The sequence below is a fragment of the Aerococcus sp. UMB1112A genome (assembly GCF_030230715.1).
Lineage (GTDB): Bacteria > Bacillota > Bacilli > Lactobacillales > Aerococcaceae > Aerococcus.
This window is the reverse complement of the sequence record NZ_JASPDS010000016.1, coordinates 15,840-41,799: the sequence shown is the minus strand read 5'-3', so window position 1 is coordinate 41,799 and position 25,960 is coordinate 15,840. Positions and strand designations below refer to the sequence as shown.

Here is a 25,960-nt window from a genome sequence, read left to right as displayed (position 1 = left end):
GTTAAGTCTTTGACTTGTACCTTAGCAGGAACTTCATCCGTAGAACCGTCTGGGTAGGTTACAACAACAGTAGCTGGCTTGTCGCCTGGTGTCTTGGTGTCGACTGGTTCCTTGTAGGCTACCTTGGTACCTTGTGGAAGGTCTTTCAAGTTCGCGATGGAATCTTCGGCCTTAGGTGTTTCGCCAACTTTGACGGTTTGATCCTTAGCTTGTGGATTGTTCTTTTCTGCGTCAGTTAAGTCTTTGACTTGTACTTTAGCAGGAACTTCTTCACTTGAACCGTCTGGGTAGGTTACCACTACTGTCGCTGGTTTGTCACCTGGCGTCTTGGTATCAACTGGTTCCTTGTAAGCTACCTTAGTACCTTGTGGAAGGTCTTTCAAGTTCGCGATGGAATCTTCGGCCTTAGGTGTTTCGCCAACTTTGACGGTTTGATCCTTAGCTTGTGGATTGTTCTTTTCTGCGTCAGTTAAGTCTTTGACTTGTACCTTAGCAGGAACTTCATCCGTAGAACCGTCTGGGTAGGTTACGACAACTGTGGCTGGTTTTTCACCTGGCGTCTTGGTATCAACTGGTTCCTTGTAAGCTACCTTAGTACCTTGTGGAAGGTCTTTCAAGTTCGCAATGGATTCTTCGGCCTTAGGTGTTTCCCCTACTTTGACGGTTTGGTCCTTAGCTTGAGGCGTATTCTTCTCTGCATCGGTCTTCTTAGTAGCATTAGCTACAATAACCTCATCTTTGGTGATTGGGGTATTAGCTGCAACAGACCAGGTGATTGGTTCTTTGTAGTCCTTAGCCTTGGCTGGGTCGATGGTGGCAGCTGGGTACTTGTCGGCTGGAATGCCCTTGCCGTCTCTGACGTGGAGGACTTTTTCTGGAACTTGGGTGCCTTCGCCAGCCTTGAGGGTTACCTTGTGATAGCCTTGTGGCACTTCTGCGTTGGGATCAGTCGCTTCGATCACGTCAGGACGTTGGCCTACGTTGAAGGTAGCTTCTGCTTGGTCAGTGGTCTTGTCGCCGTAAGTGACAACGACTGGGACTTTAACCGCCTTGCCTTCGTCAGCAGCTGCAGGTGTGTAAGTCACAACCCCTGTCTTAGGATCGATCTTAGCGCCCTTAGGAGCACCCTTAGCTAAAGCGAAAGTTACGCCAGCTGGTGTGTCTACTGCTTTATTGGCGCTATCTTTAAATGTTGGTGCTTTCGAAGCAGCTTCTTGACCAACATTGGCTTCAGTTGGGGCATAGCTTGGTTCCAAAGCATCCTTATCTTGTTGTTTAACTGTGATTGGGGCCTTGGATTCCGCCTTGAGTTCGCCATTCTTACCTGGAACAGTGACTTCAACCTTCTTACCGTCATGGTCTTTCTTGGTTAAAGGTGTTTCTGGCGTGTAGTTTGGTACGTCTTTGAGGCCAAGTTTAATGCCATACTTGCCGAATTCTTCTGGGCCAACAACTTTTTCCACGCCATTAGCATCGGTTAATTTCACCTGGGTGCCGGCTGGGTCGAGCTTGTTGTCGCCTTCCTTGCCTTCAGTGTAGGCCTTCTTGGTTGGGTCTTGGACGATTTCAACCTTAGCGATTCCAACATTGGCTTCGTTGAAGGCTTTATCTTCGTAAACAGAGTGATATTCGCGGGTGTCGCCTTTAAGCCCTTGTTCGATTGGGGTATCCTTGGCTAATTCATTGTCAAAGATTGGTTCCCATGATGACCATTTCTTAGCTGGGTTGTCTGCAACTGGGTTAGTAGGTACAACCGCATCAAATTTCTCTTGGATAGCTGGGTCATTGAACTTGGTGCCCTTAAGAACGTCGAAGGCTTTCACCTTAGCGTTGTCCGCAAATTTACCAGTCACTGAACCATCTTTAGTATCCGCATTGAATTTCAGACGCACATAGCCTTCTGGAACTGGGGCGTTTGGATCAGTCACGTCCTTGATCTTGTCTTGGGCAGCTACATGGATTGGTGCAGTAGTATTATCCTTTGAGCCATCCTTGTAGGTGACAACGACTGGAACATCAACTGTCTTATCAGCGTCGCCGGCCTTAGGTGTGTATTTCACAACCCCTGTGTCAGGATCAATTGTTGCACCTGCTGGAGCGTTGTCGCCTAGAGCAAATTTAGCCCCGGCTGGTTTGGCGGTGTCCTTACCCGCCTTGTCGGTGAATTTAGGTGTTGAAGATGCTTCTTCGCCGACTTTGCCTGGGACTTCGGTGTAGACTGGGTCAAAATTGTCTTTTTCTTCAACTTTGTCGTACTCAGCTACGAAAGTCACAGGTTTACCAGCTTCAAGCGGTGTAGTGTAGTCTGCTAAATCTTTAGCGTAAACTTTAGTATTTTCGTTGTTTGAATTTTCCTTCCAACCCTTGAATGGTTTAGCTGGGTCATTTGGCGTCACATTTGGAACGACTAATGGCGCAGCAGAACCCTTAGAGTCTGCAATAGCTTCTTGGATGGTCTTGCCTTCCAAGATGTCATAGTAAACTTCTTGGTTATTGCCATCGAATTTACCACCATTACCTGGCAAGAAGCTGACACGAACGTAGCCTCTCTTCACTTCGTCATCTTTGTTTACTTTCTTAACTGGTGGACGGGCCATGAAGGAATCCGCATAAAGGGCTTCGGTCAACTTATTGGCCTGGTTGTTAGAAGCGAAAATAGCTGATGTATAGATCACATCATCTTCTAAATCATTTGGCACGGTAATTGGAATTGAACCGTATTCACCTTTCTCATCAGTAGTGAATTCTGTTGCAGTTCCGACTGGCTTACCGTTTCTAAACCATCTTTGCTTGTAAGGTTGGCTTGGGTGAAGGCCCTTAGTGGATGATTGAGCAGTGTCACCAGGACGAGCAAATTTCGCATTAGTATCGTAATTTGTTACATCATGAACTGGTTGAGCAGCCAACAGGGCAAATTGAATCCCGCTAATATCAGTCCCCGCATTTAATTGACCCCCGATAGAGTATGATGTTTGGAACATATTGTCTTCATACATCTTCATCCAGGTGTCGCGGTTACCGGATAATGGGTAAACATAAGAGTAGTCGTAGTTGATATGGCGTGCCTTCAAGTTCACGATACCATCCCATGGCCGTGAATCTTTATGGGTCACTTCTTCATCTTTGACAACTGTTCCATATTCCTCATCGCTTACTCTATTGGCAACAGCAGCGATAGGATTTTGACGGTCTCTTGAAACGCCGTAAAGCCCCTTGAATGGAATACGGAAATTACCATCTTTATCAACCTTACCAACAACCGTTTCAGCAATGGCTGACCCCTTGCCATATTGTTGTTCATATTCAGCAATGATTTGTTGTTGGGCTGCCTTGAATTGGTCATGGGTATAACCCTTGTTGGCTGTCTTCCAAGCATCGAATTGGCGAGCAACATGGTCGTTAACATATGAACCGACAACTTCCATACCAGTAGCCCAGATATCCCCGTTACCAGGTTGGCCGAGGTATTCGTTGGTTACCCCACCGTTTGTTTCGTTAACTTCATACCAAACCTTACCGCGCATTACCCCATAGTTACCGTCTTCTGGCCAGTAACCTTCAGGGGTATTGGCTCTTACCCATTGGTCTTCAGGTTTAGCTAACCAACCTTCAACGTTTGGTTTTCTTTGGTATTGGATAACCCCGTTAACAATCCGGTTGATACCAGCAGTGAAGTCCCAGTTTTCTTGGGTCCGGTCCAAACGAGTTTGGAAACGTGCCCCGTACATATCCCCGGACTTAACTACAGAATAACCTTCCATAGGTGACGCCCAAGTTCTTACCCCGAAGTTCGCATCGCCAGCTAATTTATACTGGGTCACCGAACCATCGGCTAAGATAACTGGACGGGATAAGTCAAAGATAAAGGATCCATCTGGTTTAACTACTGTATAGAAGATAGGGGAAACAACGCCCTTACCATCTTTCCATTGAAGATAAACTTTTTGGCCAGCAGCAGGTACATCGCCCTTATCTTTATCACCAAATGCCGGTTCATTTTCGATCCAGGCTTGACCACGGTAAATTTGGGTGGCTTCTGGATTTTGACCAGTGGCATCAATGGCGTCCGCTTCACTGGTTCCACCACCTGTAATGAGTTCAGTCCCGTTTGCAGCTTCGGCAGGGACATTGTCTGGAGTGTTGATTGGCAAGGTTAAAATATCATAACTCTTATCAGGATAAGTTACTTTCACATGAGCTTCCTTATCCCCTTTTTGAGGTTTTTTAACCCATTCATAAGTGGTTCCTTTAGGCAAGCTTGCCTTGTTAGAAACAGCTTCTTCAGGCTTCTTCTCTTCAATAGCACCAGCTTTTAAGCTAAAAGTTAAATCAGCTGTTGGAGCCGGTTCATTGGTATCTTTGGCTTTTTTATCTTCAGCAGCGAAGAATTTCAATTCGCCAGCTTTTTCGTTTTCGTCTGCGGCATAGTGACCAGCACGAGCTTCAGAGTTCTTATCAGCCTTAGTTTCTTTCTCAGCTTTCTTCTCTTCAGCTTTTTCAGCTTTTTGGCGCTTCTTCAGCCTTCTTGTCAGCTTCTACCCTTTCAGCTTTTGGTGCTTCTTCAGCCTTCTTCTCAGCTTCTGCTGGTTTTTCAGCTGGGGCTTCTTCGGCCTTCTTCTCAGCTTCTGCAACAGGAGCTGCTGGCTCTGCTGGCGTTTCGGCTACAGGAGCGGCAGTTGTTTCAGCTGGTGCTTCAACTGCTGCTGTATTCTTCTCAGCTTCGAGGGCTGCGGCTGCAGCGGCAGCTCGGCGCGCTTTTTCCTCTTCTGTTTCTTCCGGTTGTGTGAGGGCACTTGTATTGCCAGTTTCTGCGGCGGCTACTTCAACCACGGCAGCATCACTGGTAAACAGCAAACCGGCTGCAACCGCAACCGAGGCCACCCCGACGCTTAGTCGTTTGATGGAATAGCGGTAGAACTTGTCTGCCTGCTTTTCCTTTTTGACCTGATAGTTATTCTTACCTACCATATGTCTCCTCCTTATAAAATAAACACAATGCAATAATGAAATATTTGTTTAAATGGATTATATAGTTCTTAATAAATGAATAAAAATAGCACAAACTTATTTCATGAAATCTATTTCTTGATACATGGACCAAAGATTGATTATACAGGCTTTCATATCGGTTACAGAAATTGGCTTTTATGATGAATTAATATAAGACCAGTTTTTGTCCTTAATCAGAACACTATTGTACTTTTGTTTGTCATTTATTGCCTTCCTGATTCAATCTTTGAATCACCATTGATCAATAAGCCTTGTCTATCAAGGTTTTCGCTTTCCATCACTGGGGTTCTCTATTAAACAATCGAACATTATTGTGTTTTGTTATTATGCGGACCTATAATAAGCAAAAATCCGATTAAACTTTCCTCCTCTTCCTAAGCCCAACTAGCACTAGCCCCGATCCCGCATTATCGCTTGCCTTAATGCCGGTGGTCCAAGGGAAGCTGCATCTTCTCCTAGGTTAATGCAGTTTCTAGGCAAGATACTGCATCTTCTTCCGCGTTAATGCAGTTTCTAGGCGTGATACTGCATCTTCTCCTGCGTTAATTCAGTTTCTCTAGCCATTACTCCCTTTTTTTCTAACTTTTAGGATTTTTCATGATTCAAAAACTAAATCCTCACTATTTCACCTGAGAAAGTGACAGATTTTTGTGCTTATGTCGGTATCTCTCCCACTTACCGACAGAGCCCCTACCCTTATGTCAGTTTCTCCTTAAGATACGGACAAAACGCCTCTACTCTTGTCCGCTTCGCCACAAGATACGGACAAAACGCCATTTCGCTTGTCCGCACCACTACTCCTCTAGCTATCAGAGCCTCAACAATTGACCAATAAGCTACAAGACAGCCCCAGCCGTCTTGCTCCTCTTAATACACAAGGAAGGGAGGCACGCGCCTCCCCTCAACCCTATCAAAACAAAAAAGCACCCCGCTCCGTGCGAGGTGCTCAATCTGAAGGCTAGTCAGCAATCCCCATTGCGATTAGTCTTCTTTTTTCTTTTTGCCGAGGGCGAGTAAGCTGCCGACTCCGACGAGGGCGAGGGATAGGCCGCTCGTTAAACCTGCGATAGCGCCGGTTTGTGGGAGTTTGCTTTGGGCTTTGGCTGGAGCTTGTTGAGCTTTGCCTTGGTCCTTAGCGGCTGGCTTGAGTGCGACTTGACCTGGTTTAGCTGGGGTCTTGTCTTCTGTCTTACCAGGTTTTTCGACAGGGTCTTGAGCAGGTGCTGGCTCGTCCTTGGTTTCATCTTTGCCTTCTGGTTGAGGTTCAGGCGTTGGTCTTGGCGTAGGTGTCACGCCGCTGCCGCCCTTGCCTTCAACCGTCACAGTGACGGTGACGCTTTCGCTTGAACCATCAGGGTAGGTCACAATGATTGATTTTTCGATCGTGTCGCCTGGCTTGGCGTCGGCTGGGACTTCGACAACGACTGCGCCAGTTTCAGGGTCAACAGTGATGCCGGTTTCGCCTTGGCCTGGCTTGAAGCTGGTGCCGGCTGGTGGGTTCACGACTTTGCCGTCTTCATCTCTGAAAATTGGTTCGCCGACTTCCACCTTGGTGCCTGGTTGACCGGTACCTGGTTTGTATTCAGGCTCGTAGATGTCCTTGTCTTGCTTGGTCGCTGGGGTGTGTCCAGTAACCGTGGTTTCGACAGGGTCGCCGGTCCGAGTTTCCACACTGCCATCTGGATTGGTGTAGTCCTTAGATGGGATGATCGAAATCTTGTCGCCGCTGCCTTGGCGAGGAACTTCAATCGTGAAGTCGCCGTTTTCATCAGAAGTGCCGGTGCCGATGGTCTTGCCGTCCTTGTCTTTGACTTCAATAGTCGTGTTTGGAACGGTGGTCTTGCCGGTCACAGTGGTCTTGTCTGAACCAGGCTCGTTCTTGGCCCCTGGGTTAGTAATTTGTGGGGTTTCCTTAACGATGGTTTCAGCGCCACCACGCGGATTGCCTTGATCATCCTTGACTGGGGTAAAGTTGCCTTGGTCGTCCTTCTTGCCAGGAATGACAGTCACCTTGTCGCCAGGATTTTGCTTAGGTACGTCGACCTTAACATTACCCTTGTCATCGGAAGTGCCGGTGCCGATGGTATTTCCATCTTTATCCTTAACTTCGACTTCGGTGTTTGGCGTGGTCTTGCCAGTTACCGTGGTGGTGTCCTTGCCTGGTTCGTTTTCGGCGCCGGGCTCGGTCACACGTGGGAAGCTGTCTTGGTCTTTCGGATCGGTACCGCGGTCATTTTCCTCTTGGTCGGTCCAGCCGTCGTTGTCATCATCCTTGTCGCCTTGGTCGATGCCTGGGACGCTTGGATTGTTTGGATCTTGAGGCATGCCCGTATCCTTGTCAGGTTGACCGTCCTTGTCGGTATCGCGGTAAACAGTGATAGTCGATTCAGCTTTCACTGGGTTACCATCTGCATCGTTGACAGGCTTGCCGTCTTTATCTAGGACAGCAACTTCAACCGTAATGGTCCGGGTTTCTTCCTCTGGAGCCCAGTCGGTGATTTCAGGACGACCGGTCACTTGTCCGGATTCTGGGTCAACGGTCAGACCTGGATAAGTGTCTTGGCCATCGATGGTCACTTTGACGCTGCCGCCTTCTGGGACATTGTCCGCTTGAGGGGTCACTGGGGTAATGTCCTTACCTTCCAGGGCGTTTTGTGATTTTGGTGTGACTTCCACGCCGACAACGACTGGAGTATCTTCACTAACAGTGGTTTCGACAGGGTCACCGGTCCGAGTTTCTGTTGAGCCATCTGGATTGGTGTAGTCCTTAGATGGGATCACAGAAACCGTGTCTCCGCCTTCTTGACGAGGAACTTCAATGGTAAAGTCGCCATTCTCGTCCGAAGTGCCGGTGCCGATGGTCTTGCCGTCCTTGTCTTTGACTTCAATAGTCGTGTTTGGAACGGTGGTCTTGCCGGTCACAGTGGTCTTGTCTGAACCGGGTTCGTTCTTAGCCCCAGGATTGGTGATTTGTGGGGTTTCCTTGACGATGGTTTCAGCGCCACCACGAGGATTGCCTTGGTCATCCTTAATCGGAGTAAAGTTGCCTTGGTCGTCCTTCTTGCCTGGGGTAATAGTTACCTTATCACCAGGGTTTTGCTTAGGCACATCGATCTTAACATTACCCTTGTCATCGGAAGTGCCGGTACCGATAGTCTTGCCGTCTTTATCTTTGACTTCCACATCGGTGTTTGGCGTGGTCTTGCCGGTTACCGTGGTGGTGTCCTTGCCAGGTTCGTTTTCAGCGCCTGGTTCGGTCACTTCTGGGAAATCGTTTTGGTCTTTCGGATCGGTGCCGCGGTCTTTTTCATCCTGGTCAGTCCAGCCATCGTTGTCATCGTCCTTGTCACCTTGGTCGATGCCTGGGACGCTTGGATTGTTTGGATCTTGAGGCATGCCCGTATCCTTGTCAGGTTGGCCGTCCTTGTCGGTATCGCGGTAAACAGTAATAGTTGATTCAGCTTTCACTGGGTTACCGTCTGCGTCACGGACTGGATTACCGTCCTTGTCTTGGACTTCGGCCGTTACCGTAATGGTCCGGGTTTCTTCCTCAGGCGCCCAGTCGGTGATTTCCGGTTGGCCGGTCACTTGGCCGGTTTCTGGATCAACCGTCAGACCTGGATAGTTGTCTTGGCCATCGATGGTCACTTTGACGCTGCCGCCTTCTGGCAAGTTCTTAGCATCTGGTGTCACTGGGGTAATGTCCTTACCTTCCAGGGCGTTTTGTGATTTAGGGGTCACTTCCACGCTAGATTCTGCTGGTGTTTCAGCCGGATTTGGATTCGTTACGGTCACTTTAACGGTCCGTTGAACGGCTTCGTCAGTTGGTTGACCTTGATCATCTTTTTGTCCAGTACCAGTCGAAGTAATTTCAACAGGGATTTCCACAACTTTTTCGCTTTCGCCTGGTTGGAAGTCCACATTTGGTGTACCTACTAAATTACCGTCTTCATCAACAGAGAGACCGTCGACTGGAGCTGGTGTTGTTACCTTAGCACCTGGTTTGTTTGGTGTAACAACCTTGGTGTCAGCTGGGACTTCTTGACCGTTAGTGGCTGTGACGTCAGTCGTTTGCGCATCGAGGCCGTCCCATACTTTAGACGCGTCATCGTCGGTGTCTGGGATGCCGTCATTGTCGTCGTCTTTGTCGGTCTTATCCGCTTGGCCGTCACCGTCAGTGTCACGGAGAACGGTGACATTAATCGGCTCAGTCGCTTCATTGCCCGCTGGATCGACTGCCTTGACGGTCGCTGAGAAGTCACGGGACTCATCTTGGTCGTCTGCCCATTGAACCGTACCCGCTGGAACCGTCCCTTCGATCTGCTTGGTCTCAGGGTTGTAAGCCAAGCCCTCAGGTAGGCCGTCAACCGTCACTGTCGCTTCCGGATCATCGGTCGTTACAGAAACCGGGTCGATTGGCTGACCTTCTGTCGCTTGGATATCCTTGGCTGACACGGTGATGGATGGAGCGGTGGTGTCGGCTTCAGGGGCTGGACTTGCGCTCGCAGTGAAGCGTGATGGGCTATCAGCTGTTACGGTTTGAGCTGGATCATTGTCCCAGACAGGATTTTCATAGCCTGCTGCAGCGATAGGCGTTGGGATCTTATCAGCTGGAATGCTGGTGCCTTCCTTAACATGGTAAGTCTTGTCGCCGCCTTCAAAAGGTGTCACGCCTTGTCCTGCAAGGAGTTCAACCTTCTTGTAGCCTGCAGGAACAGGAGCATCTGGATCATTAGTCCGGTCGATAAATTCTGGGTCAGTCACATTGATGGTTGCATTGGCTTGGTCGGTTGATCCGTCTTGGTATTTCACCGTAACAGGAACCGTAATAGCCTTGCCAGGAACCTTGGCTGTTTCAGCCGGATCAACAGTTACCACACCTGTTTGTGGGTCCACATGAACCGCTACTTGTGTGCCATCCACATCCACTGTCTCAGGCGCGGTGTAGGCTGCATTAGAATCTAAGGCTGGTTGGGCAGCTTCATTCTTGGAATCGGTAAAGCTTGGGCTGGCGGTTTGAGCCTTGTCGCCTGGGACCACATCAACTGCTTCATAAGCTGGCGTATATTCAGAAGCCTGGCTATAAACGGTTACCGTAAAGGTCCGGTTGGTCGCATCCCCTGACTTGGCGTTCTTGGCATCCACGACAATGGTGTAGGTATGTTCTTCTTCACCTTCAGGCAAGATTGGGCTACCCGTCACTTGGCCAGTAGCAGGATCATAAGTTAAGCCTGCGCTCGCAAGATCTTGGTAAGTCACATTGCCTTGGTCATCCGTTGTTGCAATCCGAACACTCAATTCATTAGCGAGTGGTTCAGTTTCTGTTTGACCATCTGTATCGACAGTCGCGAAGTGAACTTGACCGTTCTCAACGCTAGCTGGGTTAGTTTGACCAGCGGCATCAACAAATTGATCAACCTTAACCCCTGTCATTTCTTGACCCTTGGCTACTCTTTGATCGCTGTCGATATCTTTGAGGTCAAGCACATCCACCTTAGCGGTAACTTCTGGGTTGCCTTCGCCGACTGTGGTGTAGTTGGCTGAGTGGGTCTTGCCCCCTGTGGTTAAAGTAATTAGAATTTCTTGGCCTTGAGTCAAGCTTTGGCCTTCAGGCATTGCGATCTTATATTCGCCGCTTTGTGGGTCAACTGCTGATGTTCCGAGTTCAGTCACACTACCGTCTGGGTTAACCAGTGCCGCTTGAACGCTTGGTGCATCCTCTTCGCTGAAGCCTGTGTTGACCACACCATGGATGCTAGTGTCTTTGTCGCGGGCAGATTGAACCAGGATATTGGCGTTGGTTCCTGTGAGCCCTTCATTGACGATCGCTTTCTCAACTGGAGAGAGGACTTGTTTTTCTTCTTCTGTTAAATTAGCCAAACGATCATTTTGGAATTCATCAGGACGGCCGTCGCCATCGATATCTGAAATCCGGTAGCCGACATTGGCGTTGGAGTTACGCACAACAGGACCTGAATCAAGGGTCAGATAACCTGTAAAGGCAAAGCTGGCATCTGGATAAGCCTTGAGGATATCTTCAGTCGTTACGCCATCACGGAGCTTGTAGACAATCCGAGCTGCCGCTGGGTCTAAGTGAGAGTTGTTAAAGTTGAAAATCCGGCTCACGGTATCGTTCTGTGGATCTAACTTGAAGACACCTTCACCCGTTTCACGGTTGAATTCGCTCTGGAAGTCATCATTCCGTGAGTCTAAACCATTGAAGAAGACTTTGGCTTGAGGAATATAGTTCTTGTCCAAGCCCACTGCTGAGTTGTTATAGAAGTCTTTTCCATTTGGCACATAGTAGAGTTCAGCTGACTCAATAAATGGTAGGAGTCGTTGGTCCACGGTGTAGTGGTAGTGGATTGGGTCGGTCGTCGCACCAGCTGTGTTCAGTGATGACCCACCTTGCTTAGCGAAGATTTGGTCAAAGACAAAGCCACGCATCTTGTCTCCGGTCAACCCTGTATATGGACTCACTTCGTCGCCTTCCTTGTAGCTGACTTCCCCACCAGAGAGACGGAACCAGTTATTGAAGGTTGGGTTCTTAGCCACATTATCGTTAGCCACTTTTTCGTCATATTGGGTTGGGTTAACCTTCATGAAGGTTGAAGAGTAAGAGCCTTCGATCATGGCCTTGTTGGCATTATTGTAGATGAAGGCTGTCGATCCAAAGTCCCCGTTAGTGACAGGACGTCCCAATTCTTGTTCAGCCTCATCAATAATGGACTTGATCGACGTATCTAAAGTTACCTTAGCGGGATAATTGTACTGGGCACCAACCGCCGTATTGGTCATCAAAGCTTCGCGGTCTGCTGCGCCACCCCAAGCACGCATTCTCCAAGAATTGGTCTTGTCGCCATTGCGGTTAACGATCCGTTCGAATTCAGTACCAGAACCATTCTCAACCTTGGTAATGTGCTTGGCCAAGTTATCAGAGAATTCAATGACATAGTCCCATTTTTTCAAGGTTTCTAATCTTGAACTTGGAATACCATGAAGCAAGCTAGAAATAGTCACATCAATTTCATTTTTGGCTTGAGCTTCTGGCGTAATGGCATCTGCTAATTGATGGACTAGGTTATTGAAGAAGCCTTCTGAATTCTCATTGCGAGAGTCTTCATTGCTTTGTGGGATGAAGCGTTCTTCAGAAACTTTTTGTCCGGATTCACCTGGACGCTTATTGACATCAACTAAACCAGAAATCAAGTTAGAAGTCGATGAACGTGGTAATTCAACAACCACTTTGACTTCTTTTTGGCCGACTTTAGAAGTATCTACGAAGAAGCCACGTGAAATCTTGTTGCCTTCAGCATCTAACTTATCATTGCCGTCTGCATCCTTCTCGAACAATTCCACCAAGGCAGCTTGGGTCGCTTCATCATCGGCGAAGCTAAACTTGGTACCTTCTGGAAGGTCTACAGCTTGGCCATCTGCTGTCTTGGTCAAGTTTTGGGCTAAATCTTTAGCTGTTACTTCTGTATTGAGCAGAACGGTCCGGTTTTGGCCCGCCAATTCATAGTTAATTTCAGGTTTAGCTGGTTTGGGTAGTTCATCCTCATTAGGATTAGTCCGTGAGCTATCATCCACACCAGGGTTGCCTTCGTTAGTGATTGGGCTTGGGTCGCCAGAAAAGTCACCGAAGTTATATCCAATGTTAGCTTCCGTGTTAGCGACATAGTTTCCCTTCTCGTCTAAGAAGAAACCGTTAAAGACATAGCGTTGGTCGAGGCTATTTGGCACAAGGTCCTTAATGTTCACGTCGTCTTTGAGATAGTAGACTACCCGAACAGATGAAGGGTTACCACCGGCTCCTTCGTTGAATTGAACCTTGTCGTTAGGATCTAAACGGAAACGTCCGGCACCAGTTCTTGGATTGTAATCTAAGAAGTATTGGTCAAATTTACCTTCTAGTCCGCCGCCATTAGCGATTGGTAGAGTCTTAGCTACCCCACCTTTTGCATGTAGGATTAGGCCATTATAGAAGACTTGAGACTTCGGATCGAATTCTCTTGACCTATCAGACAGTTGGTAAATCCCTACACCTTTAATATATGGCAGTAAACGTTCATCCGCTTGGAAATGGAAGCTTGCTGGTGAATTTGGGCTACTATTTGAAGATTTCTTGGTAAAGTATTGGTCAACCGCAATGCCTCGTATCTTGGCATTCTCATCGTATTGGCCAGTGTGAGGGTTGTAAGTGCCCCCTTCGACATACTGTCCCAAACCGTTAGAATTAGAATATTCGCCTTGAACTTCTTGGGCATGGCCAGCTGCTTGCAACTTATCTAAATTCGTGTCTTCAGTCTTAACGACTGCTGTATCTACAGTACCTTCAATAATTTTCTTCTCAACAGGATCGTAGATATAGGCATTGAAGAATAAGTTATTACGACGACGAGCATCTGGATAGGCACCAATAATATCAGCTAAGGATTTGTTAAACTTAATTTGAACCGTCGCTATTTTTGATAAGCCTGTTTGTGAAGAGGCAAAGATGGAATCATAGTTATTCCAGGCGTTCGGATTGCTTGAAGTCGATACCACATTAACATCAAAAGCATTCGCACGCCAAGTATTGGTTAACTTGCTTGGATCTTCGGCATCTTGCATCCGAGTGAAGGAGAAATCACGGTCAGATGTCTTATCGCTCTCAGAAGCAATATAACGAATATCGCTAATATGTTTAGCCAAACGTTCGTCAATTTCGTAACGAACTTCGTAACGGTCGACTGGCGGTACCGTTTCAAGGTAGACATGGTTTTCGATCTTAAGGGTGTCTTTAGATGTATTCTCTTCTTCAGTTAAGTCCTCAATATCAATCCCAAAGTCACGAATATTATTTTGCTTTAGGGTACCGTCAGGATTTTTTTGATCAAGAGCTGCATCTAAGTCATTTGAGTTCAAAGGTTGCCCTGTGCGTTCAGTCCCATCTTCATCTGTTGTGGGTGCGTTAGCAACTTCTGTCTGTTCTTCTAAAGCAGGTTTTTTAGGCGCTGGCTTCGTTGAAACTGCACCGTCAGAAGCCCCGTTATCTGATTGGCTTTCAATTTTTTCAGCAAGTTTAGGGTCTTGAACTTTCAAGTCCTTTTCCGTTTCGATGGTTTCAGCCACACCACCGTCTGCAGGAATCACTTGCTTGGTGACCGGGTCACTGGTCGTTTTTGGGTGTTTGGCTGATTTTCATTTTCTTTGGCTGTTTCATCAACCTTACCTTGTTCTTCAACAGTTAAGTTCAAATCGCCATTCACGGCGTCATTGGTCCCAGCAGCCCGAGCCACTTGGACATCCCCCGCAAAGAGCAGCCCCGCTGCCACCGCTACAGAAGCCACGCCGACACTCAAGCGCTTAATAGAATAACGATAGAACTTGTTACTCTGCTTCTCCTTCTTCACTTGATAGTTATTTTTTCCAACCATAGCTTTCCTCCTAATATTTAGTCAAAGCATAGAATCATTCACATCCAGTCATCTGTAACCTTCTCGCCTGAACAAAAACTTCCATGGTTTTAAAATTACCGATTCTTCAATACATATCCCTCAATCAATACTTTTTATAGATTTTGAATACATATAAAATTTCGATAGCGCTAGCGACTTGTTAGATTTTTCGTTCATCGGTCGATACAGCACAAATGACTACTGCTTTCCAAATGAAATCCATTTGATAAAACTATCGTACAGAAAAAATATTAAGATATCAACAAAAAAGACAAAGATGTATTGTTTTTAACTATTCCATTTAATTATTAAAACTATAAAACCAGAAAAAGCATCAAAAAGCCTGGTTTTGGCATGGTTTTACCGCTTTTCTCATCATTTCCTCACTAAACGGTAATACATATTTTGTTTATAATTATGCTTTTTATAATAAATAGAACAATTCAATAAACAAGCTTGCTTATTTTACTGAAGCTATCGTCAGCTAGTATAAGGGATTTAAAATAAGAAAAAAGCACCCCGCTTGTGCGAGGTGCTGAATTGGAAGGCTAACCGCTACTTACAAGGGATTAGTCTTCTTTTTTCTTTTTGCCGAGGGCGAGAACACTACCTGCGCCGATGAGGGCGAGGGCTAGGCCGCTAGTCAAACCTACGATAGCGCCGGTTTGTGGAAGAGCTGATTTCACAGTTTCCTTCTTAGCACTGGTACTTGGGGCTTGACTTGCTGCTTCAACAGTTGGCACTAAGTTCTTGATGACTTGGTGAGCGCCAGTCTGTTGATCTTTTTGACCTGCTGCTTGATCACGGCTTGGCTGTGTCGCTGGATCTTGGCCAGTGTCTTCGCGGCTTGGTGTTTGGTCTTGACCATCAGGACGAGTGTCTGGTGCTTGGCCATTCTGGTCTGAACCTGGACGACTTGGCGTGGTTGTTCCTGGTTTGTGGTCGCCTCCGTCTTGTCCTGGCTCTGTAGTACCTGGTTTTTGGCCACCGTCTCCTGGTTTATCGCTTGGCTCATCTCCTGGTTGGTGTGAAGGATCATTACCTGGTTCTGGCTTAACTTGGTCATTATCATCAATCTCAAGCACAGGAAGATTGACTTCATGTTTGCCACCTGGAAGATCAGGATCTTCGATTGTAACAGTAATTGGACCGACAATATCTTCAGTTGGGTGAAGGTGGATATCAGTGAAGCGGCCCTCTGTATGCAATGATACTTGTACAGGCTTGCCGTTTGCATCCTTTGCATCTATCTTGGTGTCTTCGTCTTGATTTACCACGATGATGCCGGTTGATTGTTGACCTGCTTTAGGATCGATTACATTGACAATACTGTCATCAACGCTCGTCCGTTCAGTCGCTGGTTTGTTATCCGATCCATTATCGTCATGATTCTTCGTATGGCCGTTAACCGTAACTGGAATGGTTGCCTTACCTCTAGGTAGATCTTCATCTTCGATGACTACCTTGATTGGACCGTCTACGTCAGTACCTGGGGTGACTTCAACTTCGCCGGTTTCTGGGTTGATTTCGGCTAGGATGTCCTTGCCGTCTTTGTCCTTGGCAGACACGCTTGTCTTGTCATCAGGGTTAGTGACGATGATGCCAGTCCCTTGTTTTTCGTCTGTTGGATCAACTGATCCTACAGATCCGCCAACTTCGGTCTTAGCTGCCGAATCGGTATCACCAGGGAAGTCCGTTCCATCTTTCGGATCAGTGCCGCGGTCTTTTTCCTCTTGGTCAGTCCAGCCGTCATTGTCGTCATCCTTGTCACCGGGAACGCCTGGTGCGAATGGATTGTTCGGATCCCTTGCATGCCAGAGTCCTTGTCTACATTGCCGTCACCATCGGTATCGCGGTAAACAGTGATGGTTGCTTGGGTCTTCACAGGATTTCCTTCTGCGTCAGTGACAGTTTTTCCGTCCTTGTCCACAACTTCAGCAGTTACCGTGATGACTTGGGTTTCTTGGTCCCCTTGCCAGCTTGCTTCGAGGTTGCCATAAACATTCCCGCTGAGGCCGTCATCTGAAGGGGAGAAGTAAAGGCCTTGAGTACCTGGTTGGTAGTCGAAGCTAACCTTCACCGAGCCGCCTTCTGGAACATTCTCAGAAGTCACCTTGATTGGGGTGATGTTGTCATGTTGCCAGTCCCCAATGTTTTGAGACTTCGGCGTCATTTCTACTCTGGTCTGTTCAGTCGCAGGTTTCTCATCAGATCCGTTGTCGTCATGATTTTTCGTGTGGCCGTTGACTTGAACTGGAATCGTAGCCTTACCATTTGGCAAGTCTTCGTCGCTGATAACTACATCGATTGGGCCGTCTACGTCTTCACCTGGAGTGACCTCGACTTCGCCTGTTTCTGGGTTGATTTCAGCAGGAATTTCCTTGCCGTCTTTGTCCTTGGCAGACACGCTTGTCTTGTCATCAGGGTTAGTGACGATGATGCCAGTCCCTTGTTTTTCGTCTGTTGGATCAACTGATCCTACAGATCCGCCAACCTCTGTCTTAGGTGTTTCTGGTTCATTAACAGTTACTGGAACTTTCACTGTATCTTTCGAACCATCGGGATAGGTGACGGTAACGTCAACCTGAGTCGCCCCTGGAGTTTGACCATCTGGTAATTGACTTGGGTTGTCCACTGTAACAGTTGGTTTGTCAGCGGTTGCTGGATAGTCTGGAACAGTGACTGCACCCTTCACATCGTCTTCACTTGCAGCTTGGCCATGTTCCTTGGTCACTTCTTCTGCACTTGGTTCATATTTATCTGCTACTGATTGTTCTTTAACAATTACTGGAACCTGAACCTTGTCTTCGGAGCCATCTGGATAAGTCACAGTAACATCGACGTCAGTTGTACCTGGGGTTTGACCATCTGGCAATTGACTTGGGTCATCTACTTTAACAGTTGGCTGGTCGCCTTCTGCTGGGAAGTCTGGAACGCTTACGGCATTCTTAATTTCTTCCTCTGAAGGAGCTTGACCATGTTCCTTAGTTACTGTCTCTGCAGTTGGATCGTACTTGTCTGCGTCCGTTTCTGTTGCTTCTTCAACCGTTACTGGAACCGTTAACTTGTCTTCGGAACCATCAGGATAGGTCACAGTTACAGGTACGTCTGTTGTGCTTGGCGTTTGACCATCTGGCAATTGACTTGGGTCATCTACTTTAACAGTTGGTTGGTCGCCTTCTGTTGGGAAGTCTGGGACAGTTACGGCGTTTGTAACGTCGTCCTCTGTCGCTGCTTCACCATTTGGCTTCGTGACGGTTTCTGCTGTTGGATCGTACTTGTCTGCGTCCGTTTCTGTTGCTTCTTCAACCGTTACTGGAACCGTTAACTTGTCTTCGGAACCATCAGGATAGGTCACAGTTACGGGTACGTCTGTTGTCCCTGGCGTTTGACCATTTGGCAATTGACTTGGGTCATCTACTTTAACAGTTGGCTGGTCGCCTTCTGTTGGGAAGTTTGGAACGCTTACGGCATTCTTAACTTCTTCTTCAGTAGGTGCTTGACCGTGGTCTTTAGTAACGGTTTCTGCCGTTGGATCGTACTTGTCTGCGTCGGTTGTTGTCTTTTCACGAACAACAACGGGGACATTGACAACTTCTGAGCTGCCATCTGCATAAGTGACTTTGACCCTTGCATTTTGAGGGATGTCGTTACCTTCTTCATCCTTAGCTGTAACTTGGCTCACATCGGGTTCTTCTTCCCATGAGAAGCTTGTGCCTTCAGGTAAATCAGCCTTGTTACTGATACCATCTTCTGCTGCTGGTACTGTGCCAACTTCAGTTTCGATTAATTGTGTTTCTGGATCATTCGTAGCAGCCAGGCTTAATTCATAATAGGCATCGAAGTAAGCATTCCCATAAGAACCGACTAAGCGCTTGGTAGCTTCCCCATTATCGGCATAAGGTGTTTGGCCATTTAGTGGACCACCTGGTGTATCCACAAAGTCTTGTTCTACCCAAGTTTCAAATAACAGTTTATTATTATTGTTTCGGGTATATTCGGCCATAGCTTGAGCAACATCACGAGTGGTATAACCTTCTGCCAACGGATAAACAATCGCATAGGTTCTCGGTTGGCCTAAAGTCCCTTCTAAAATTTTGTTATTAATGTTTTTACGAGCATTATTAAGTGCGTCAATTTGAGCTCTACGGTTGTTAGGATCTGCATGAGTTATCGAGATAGAAGGAGTTTTACGAGAATCTACCAGACCAGAATCATCCATAACCAATGGAATCGGATCGATTGGAGCATTAGTTGAGGTACGGAATAAGTTTGGATTTGAGACATCGTTCATTACCCCAATTTTCACACTATTCTTGTCGATATAAGGTACTAAGGCCTTAGGAATTTGTTCCATGAAGTAATGAACATTTGAGTAACTTGATTCACTAAAGTTCTGGTCAGGTTGAACTGTATGGCGTGAAACAATAGAATTAGTGGCTTCATCAAAGTATACGCTGTGACTCATCCCTTTTTCATAAAACTTACCATCCGCAAATCGAGACTCCCCGACCGCTCCAATTGTGCGATGCGGAGCAAAAAGCTCTGGATTTTCTTCAGGATCTGGATTATTCGGGTTGTTTCGTAGAATAAAGCCATTATCTAAAGTTCTACCCTCGATCAAATTAAAGTCATTACCAGCACCTTGACCAGTAACCATACCTACAGTAAATGGTAATGGAGTGTCAGCAAGACCTAGGTTTTCAAAGGTTGTACCTTCTTTAAGTGTAATACGAACATCGACATCTGAAATAGAACCAGTAATACCTGCTTGGAGGTTCGCATTGGTTAATGGCATTGTCCAATCACGGCCACTAGTCGCACTAGCCCAAGTTGTTGACCCAAGCGGTCCATTCCCCCGGGTTGTTTCCACAGAGGCAATGTTTTGATAGAAGTCTGGATTTTCAAAAGAAATCACATAACGGCCTGGATAAGTAGTCCCTTCTACAGCTCCCCAGCGGCTAGCCGCACTAGCGAAAGGCCAGAAGCGAATAGCCAAATCTGCAGTGTTTTCAGTTGTATCCATAACTTCTGCTGTATTATAACGGATAGGACCCGCATCGCCTGCCTCATATTCTGTCTTACCGAAAGTTTCTTCTTTGAATGGAATTTCTTGGTTAATGGCAGCATCTAAATTTTCTTTATTCGGTGCTGGATTATCAGCTGCCGCACGAGTAGATGTATCAGTTGCCTCTTCATCAGATGCCGCATAAGTTGTGACCTTGACTTCCTCATCATCTGGGGTCGTTTCGGCAACTGTTTCTTCGGCTACTGGTGCCTCTTCTTCAGCAGACACTTCTTCAGCTACAGGCGCAGTCTCTTCTGCAGGAGCTTCTTCCGCCACAGCAGTTTCTTCTTCAGTTATAGGCGCTGCTTCCTCCTCAGCCGGAACTTCTTCCTCTGGGAGAGCCTGCAATTCTTCGCTTGTGTTAGCTTCTTCTGCCGCCGCTGCCTCAACAACCACAGCATCTCCAGCAAAAAGAAGCCCGGCTGCTACAGCAACTGAGGCCACACCAACACTTAAGCGCTTAATGGAGTAGCGGTAAAATTTATTAGACTGCTTCTCCTTCTTCACTTGGTAGTTATTTTTTCCAACCATAGTCTTCCTCCTATAATTAGTTAAAACATAAAGCTACTTTCATAAAGCTTTATCTAAAAGTAAAATTCTTTAAACACAAGAAAGCATTCCATTTCAAAAAGCTTAATAAATAAAAACTGAACACTGGTTCGGTCCAACTATATAGCTTGTATTTATCTAGCAGTTCAATAAATATGCTATTAAAATTCATTGAAATCAGATTGTTCTCCTCTGTCTCAATTATTAACTTTTAGAAAAACTTTATCAAATGGTCATCATTTGACAAGTCTATCATATAAGAATTCTTTAAAGATAGCAAAGGAAAACTAAAAATGTATTAACAGCTTCTATTTTATTGTACTTATAAAGCCTATTAATAGACAAAGAGGAGTTTAATTCAACATTTCGCTCCTATCTCCATTTGTTTTCTAACCGTTTTATAATGTTAGCGTGTACATAAATTGCATTTATTTCGATAGGAGGGTCTCCTAGATTATAGGCATAGAGCAATCCTGACTCGAATAAAAACAAGATGATCTCCACAGTCAGCCCAGCTCTGAGCGAAAAAAATACCCCCAGGAGCTAGGAACTCCCGGGGGTATTGCCTTAGTTATAAACGCCATCATCGCATTCATGGACATGAAGAGATTCGACCTCTCCTCTTTTGACATTGGACTCATCGACTAATTGGTTGTGGACTTTCGAATATAGACTTAATTCAAGTGATTTTTCAGCTTTAATCTTGGTCAGGTCTAATAAATTTCAGGGTGTAGATAAGCACTTAATGAATATTTTAATCGTTGAGCCTTATTTATGATATCATTTGGTATGGGCTAACTCCCTAGAGGGGAGGTGTTAGTTATGTCAATTAATGCCATCATCGTGTTGATTGTCGCACCACTAATTGTGGGAATACTCATCGAGTTATTTTCTTGGTGGTTGAACAAGAAGTGACAATCGACTAGCCCAATTTCGACCACACACGCTTAGCCCACATCTGAGCGAAAAAAATACCCCCAGGAGCCACAACTCCCGGGGGTATTGTGTTAGTTATGAACGCCATCATCGCGTTCCACACATTTATTATAACACATAAACTCAAAAGAGGAAGCCATCAAGCTCCTCTTTTTTAATATTAATGTCATTCAGCTTGATGTACAGGAATGGAGCCTTGGAATTGGGTATCAGCATGGTGTGAGAAAATTTGGGACTTGTTCGCTAGCAATTTGCTTTTAACGGCTCTCTCTGCAAATAGAACATAACAATTTGCATACAGGAGCTCTGAACGCAAATAAGGAGTGGCTATTTGCATGTGGGAAGTCCGAGCGCAAATAGAAAATATCTATTTGCATGCAGGAAGCTCAAAAGCAAATAGAAGGCAGCAAATTGCACATAGGAGCTTTAAACGCAAATTGAAGCCGGCAATTTCCTGAAAGCAGTCCACAGCCTACAAATCCAACCCTAATTGAACCTCTAAATATTCAAGGCCCAAACTCAAAACGAAACGGATGCTCATCAGCATCACTCTAATCAAAAGCACAATAAAAACCAGGCACAAATACCTGGTCTTTATCTGAGCAGCAAGCCCATCCATTAGCATTGAGATAGCTAACTCAAATTCAATTGTCATGTGATTTAAATTCATGAGCGAAACGGATGCTCCCTAGCACCATTTACTCATCTTATCTCAGTCAGGCTGAGGCTAGCAAGCCACACTCAGAGGATCCGTTTGTGTGTTGGTTGCTGACAATCCACACTCGGAGTTTCCGCTTGTGGATTAGCTACTAACAAGCCACACTTGGGCTTTCTGTTTGTGTGTCGGCTGCTATCAACCCACACTTGAAGGGTCTGTTTGAGGGTTAGGGAACTGTTCGAACTTAACCGCGCTCCTTCACACCCTGTCTAGTCGGGTTCGACTTGGCAGGCTTGGCGTGATTTCACAAGTCAGAAACGAGCGAATGCTTCGCTCTTTTTCTGACTTGCTCCAATCATCCAAGCCTAAACGCCAAGTCTCACACCCTTTCTTAAAACCGATATTTCAATTCCGGCAGTCCATCATCCTCCGGCATCCGCTCTTTCAATTCATCCAGCACCTGGTCAAATTCGGTATTGATCTCCTGGCGCGGTGACTCTTCTACCTCGCGGACAAATTTCAGCTTGCGGATCTTTTGGATGGTGTCGTCAATCGATTCGATTGGGCTGTAGACGACAGCGTACTTGAGCTTATAGGAAATATAATAGACATAGCCATATTTCTGTAAAGGGCGGGTGTGCTTGGTGGAATGGAGCCAGACAATGAGTCCCGCCCGGTCTTGCCGTTGTTCATATTCTGCCATTGGCGTCACCTCCCTGCTGACTCGTCTAGGCTTTTTCAATTTCGATCAATAGGTCGTTGGAGTCTACCTGGTCGCCTGCTTGGACGTGGATGGCTTTGATTACCCCGTCGATTGGTGCCTTAACGGTGGTTTCCATCTTCATGGCTTCCGTTACCAGGATGGTTTGACCGACCTTGACGCTGTCCCCTTTTTCGCAGGACACTTTCACAATGGTCCCTGGCATGGTCGCACCGATGTGGCCGCGGTTGGATGGGTCGGCTTTTGGACGGAGGGCTACGGTGGACTTGATGGTCGTATCCTTAACCGTGATTTCCCGGCGTTGGCCGTTGAGGTCGAAGTAGACGATGCGCTCACCTAGGTGGTTAGGAGCGCCGACTTGGATGAGCTTAATCCGTAAGACCTTACCCTTTTGGATCTCAACCGAGACGGTTTCACCGGGCTGCATGCCGCGGAAGAAGGTTGGAGTATCAATGTTAGATAGGTCGGAGTAGTTGTCCAACTTCTTGCAGTAGTCGACGAAGACTTTTGGATACATGAGATAGGCCAGTAAGTCTTGGTTCGTGATCTCAATGTCCACTTGTTCGGCTAATTCTTCCCGCACAGCGTCGAAGTTCACAGGATCTAAGAGGGCACCGGGCCGTTCAGTCGTTGCTGGGGCGCCCTTGAGGATGATGTCTTGGACATCTTTAGGGAAGCCGCCCACGGGCTGGCCCAGGTCACCTTGGAAGAACTTGATAACGGAGTCTGGGAAGTCCAGGCTCTTGCCGCGTTCGAAGAAGTCGTCGATGGAGAGCTTGTTTTGGACCATGAAGAGGGCCATGTCGCCCACCACCTTAGAAGATGGGGTCACCTTGACAATATCGCCGAAGAGCATGTTGACATCGTGGTACATGACCTTGATTTCTTCCCAGCGGTCTTCCAGGCCGACCCCGATGGCTTGTTGCTGGAGGTTGGTGTATTGGCCACCTGGCATCTCGGTCTTGTAGATCTCGGTTTCTGGCACCTTGAGCCCGGAAGCAAAATCATTGTAGTAGGCCCGGACGCCTGACCAGTAGTGGTTCATCTTCTGGGCATTGCCCACGTTGAGTTCTGGACGGCGGTCGTCGTGTTCTAGGGCATAGTAGAGGGTGGTCATACTTGGCTGGCTAGTGGTGGAGGAGAAGGCGGAAGTGGCCACGTCCACAATATCGACACCCGCACGAGCTGCTTCAGCATAGGTGATAATCCCATTGCCTGCGGTGTCGTGGGTGTGGAGGTGGATAGGCACGTCCACTGCTGCCTTGAGTTCAGAGATCAGGGCATAGGCGGCTTGGGGTTTCAAGAGCCCAGCCATGTCCTTGATGGCGATAATATCGGCCCCAGCGCTGACCAGGTCCTTGGCGAAGTTGACATAGTAGTCGGTGGAATACTTCTGCCGGTCGGGATTGAGGACGTCGCCGGTATAGCACATGGCCGCTTCGGCGATCTTACCCGTGTCCTTGACGAACTGGAGCGGTTTTTCGATCTGTTTGATCCAGTTCAAGCTGTCGAAGATCCGGAAGACGTCGATGCCAGATTCCGCAGACTGCTTGATAAAGGCTTCCAGCACATTGTCCGGATAAGCCGTGTAACCCACCGCATTGGACCCTCTAAAGAGCATCTGCAGGAGGGTATTTGGCATAGCGGCCCGGAATTTCTCCAAGCGTTCCCAAGGGTCTTCGGTCAGGAAGCGGTAGGCCGTATCGAAGGTGGCTCCGCCCCAGACTTCCATGGAGAAGAAGTTTGGATTGGCTGCTTCCATGGCTTGGGCTGCCTTGACCATGTCCCGGGTCCGCATCCGGGTCGCAATCAGCGACTGGTGGGCATCCCGCATGGTGGTGTCGGTCAGGAGGAGTTCTTTCTTCTCCGTCACGAAATCTTGGACGGCCTTGACCCCGTCCTTATCTAAGATCTGCTTGGCAGTTGGGCCATGGCTGTCGACTGCTTCCAAGCTATTTGGCACTTGGGCCTTGGTGTAGTGGGGTTTTTCCCCACGTTTGAGGCCGGGGAAGCCGTTGATAGTTGTTTCTGCGATATAGCGGAGGATCTTGTTCCCTCTATCCCGGTTCTTTTCTTTAGGGAATTCGAAGAGGGATGGGGTGTTGTCGATGAAGAGGGTCGTCGCTTGGCCAGTCTGGAATTCCTCGTGGCGGACCACGTTCAAGAGGAAGGGAATATTGTTCTTGACGCCGCGGATCCGGTACTCACGCAGGGCCCGGGTCATCTTGGCCACAGTTTCCTCGAAGGTCATGGCATGGGCGATCAGCTTGGTCACCATGGAATCATAGTAAGGCGAGACTTCCGCATTCTGGTAGCCGTTCCCCGCATCCAGACGCAGGCCGAAACCACCTGGTGAACGATAGGTATTGATCTTACCCGTATCTGGGAAGAAGTTGTTGGCTGGGTCTTCGGTCGTGATCCGGCACTGGATGGCATAGCCCATCAGCGGCAGGTCTTCTTGCTTAGGCAGGCCAATCGCTTCAAAAGATTCCCCGTCCGCAATCCGGATCTGGGCCTTGACAATATCGACCCCAGTGATCTCTTCGGAAATGGTGTGTTCCACTTGGACCCGAGGATTGACTTCGATGAAGTAGAAGTCGTGGCCATCTAATAAGAATTCCACTGTCCCAGCATTCTGATAGCCAACATGGGACATGAGTCGGACCGCTTCATCGCAGACCTCGTGGCGGACTTCCATGGGCAGACCCACTGTTGGCGCCACTTCAACCACTTTTTGGTGGCGGCGTTGGACGGAGCAGTCACGTTCCCAGAGGTGCATAACATGGCCGTGCTGGTCGCCTAGGATTTGGACTTCGATGTGTTTAGGATTGGCAATGTATTTCTCGGCATACATGACGCCCGAGCCAAACGCCTTGAGCGCTTCGTTGGAGGCTGTTTCGAATTGTTCTTCCAGTTCATCTTCTGAGCGAACCACCCGCATGCCGCGGCCCCCGCCCCCATTGGCTGCCTTGACCATGATCGGATAGCCCGCTTCCTTGGCGAAAGCACGGACTTCTTCGACAGATTCCACTGGACCTGGTGTCCCTGGAATTTCGCGGATACCGGCATCACGGGCGGCAATTTTTGCCTTAACCTTGTCCCCAAACATATCCAGGGTTTCGACTTTCGGTCCGATGAAGATAATGCCTTCTTCCTGGCAGCGGCGGGCAAAGTCCACATTCTCAGACAGGAAGCCGTAGCCAGGGTGGATGGCGTCGGCGCCGGTGTCTTTGGCGATGCGGATAATGTCTTCAATGTCGAGATAGGCTTCAACTGGTTTCTTGCCTTCCCCAACCAGGTAGGATTCGTCCGCCTTGAAGCGGTGGACTGAATTCTCATCTTCCTTGGCAAAGATTGCGACCGTCTCGATGCCTAATTCAAAACAGGCCCGGAAGACACGGATAGCGATTTCGCCACGGTTGGCGACTAGGACTTTTTTAATCATAATTACACTCCCCTTTGATGACATGCAGTGGCTACTTGGATATAAACTTGGGATAATATGCTAAACTCTTTTTAAACAACAAATTTTTGCCAAAAACCTGTTCCAAAAGTCAGCCCTGACCTCCACTTCACAA

General features: G+C 47.5%; 9 protein-coding genes. 1 reads left to right on the top strand and 8 read right to left on the bottom strand.

Going from position 1 to position 25,960, the window contains the following annotated elements; translation table 11 throughout:
- The 6 genes from QP860_RS08500 to QP860_RS08475 all read right to left on the bottom strand — a co-directional run.
- Positions 1 to 4,394, bottom strand: a 4,394-nt coding sequence (locus tag QP860_RS08500) for a Rib/alpha-like domain-containing protein (protein ID WP_284912563.1), incomplete at its 3' end; no start/stop codon positions are given.
- A 103-nt stretch (positions 4,395 to 4,497) separates the two neighbouring features.
- The gene (locus QP860_RS08495) at positions 4,498 to 4,968 is read right to left on the bottom strand and encodes a YSIRK-type signal peptide-containing protein (RefSeq protein WP_284912562.1); all 471 of its coding nucleotides are present in this window, start codon (positions 4,966 to 4,968) and stop codon (positions 4,498 to 4,500) included.
- 1,023 nt (positions 4,969 to 5,991) lie between these two features.
- The gene (locus QP860_RS08490; protein ID WP_284912560.1) at positions 5,992 to 14,124 is read right to left on the bottom strand and encodes an Ig-like domain-containing protein; all 8,133 of its coding nucleotides are present in this window, start codon (positions 14,122 to 14,124) and stop codon (positions 5,992 to 5,994) included.
- Positions 14,125 to 14,141: 17 nt separating this feature from the next.
- Positions 14,142 to 14,429, bottom strand: coding sequence for a YSIRK-type signal peptide-containing protein (locus QP860_RS08485; protein ID WP_284912559.1), 288 nt, complete (start codon positions 14,427 to 14,429; stop codon positions 14,142 to 14,144).
- A 590-nt stretch (positions 14,430 to 15,019) separates the two neighbouring features.
- Positions 15,020 to 16,018, bottom strand: a complete 999-nt coding sequence (locus tag QP860_RS08480) for an LPXTG cell wall anchor domain-containing protein (protein ID WP_284912558.1) — start codon at positions 16,016 to 16,018, stop codon at positions 15,020 to 15,022.
- Between the two features lie 71 nt (positions 16,019 to 16,089).
- The gene (locus QP860_RS08475) at positions 16,090 to 20,049 is read right to left on the bottom strand and encodes a Rib/alpha-like domain-containing protein (RefSeq protein WP_284912556.1); all 3,960 of its coding nucleotides are present in this window, start codon (positions 20,047 to 20,049) and stop codon (positions 16,090 to 16,092) included.
- Between the two features lie 840 nt (positions 20,050 to 20,889).
- Here QP860_RS08475 and QP860_RS10560 point away from each other — a divergent pair.
- Positions 20,890 to 20,982, top strand: a complete 93-nt coding sequence (locus QP860_RS10560) for a type I toxin-antitoxin system Fst family toxin (protein WP_141737858.1) — start codon at positions 20,890 to 20,892, stop codon at positions 20,980 to 20,982.
- A gap of 1,070 nt (positions 20,983 to 22,052) precedes the next feature.
- On the opposite strand, the gene QP860_RS08470 is transcribed toward QP860_RS10560, so the two are convergent.
- The gene (locus QP860_RS08470; protein WP_070619257.1) at positions 22,053 to 22,364 is read right to left on the bottom strand and encodes a YlbG family protein; all 312 of its coding nucleotides are present in this window, start codon (positions 22,362 to 22,364) and stop codon (positions 22,053 to 22,055) included.
- A gap of 25 nt (positions 22,365 to 22,389) precedes the next feature.
- The gene (locus QP860_RS08465; RefSeq protein ID WP_210382803.1) at positions 22,390 to 25,827 is read right to left on the bottom strand and encodes a pyruvate carboxylase; all 3,438 of its coding nucleotides are present in this window, start codon (positions 25,825 to 25,827) and stop codon (positions 22,390 to 22,392) included.
- Positions 25,828 to 25,960 lie beyond the last annotated feature (133 nt).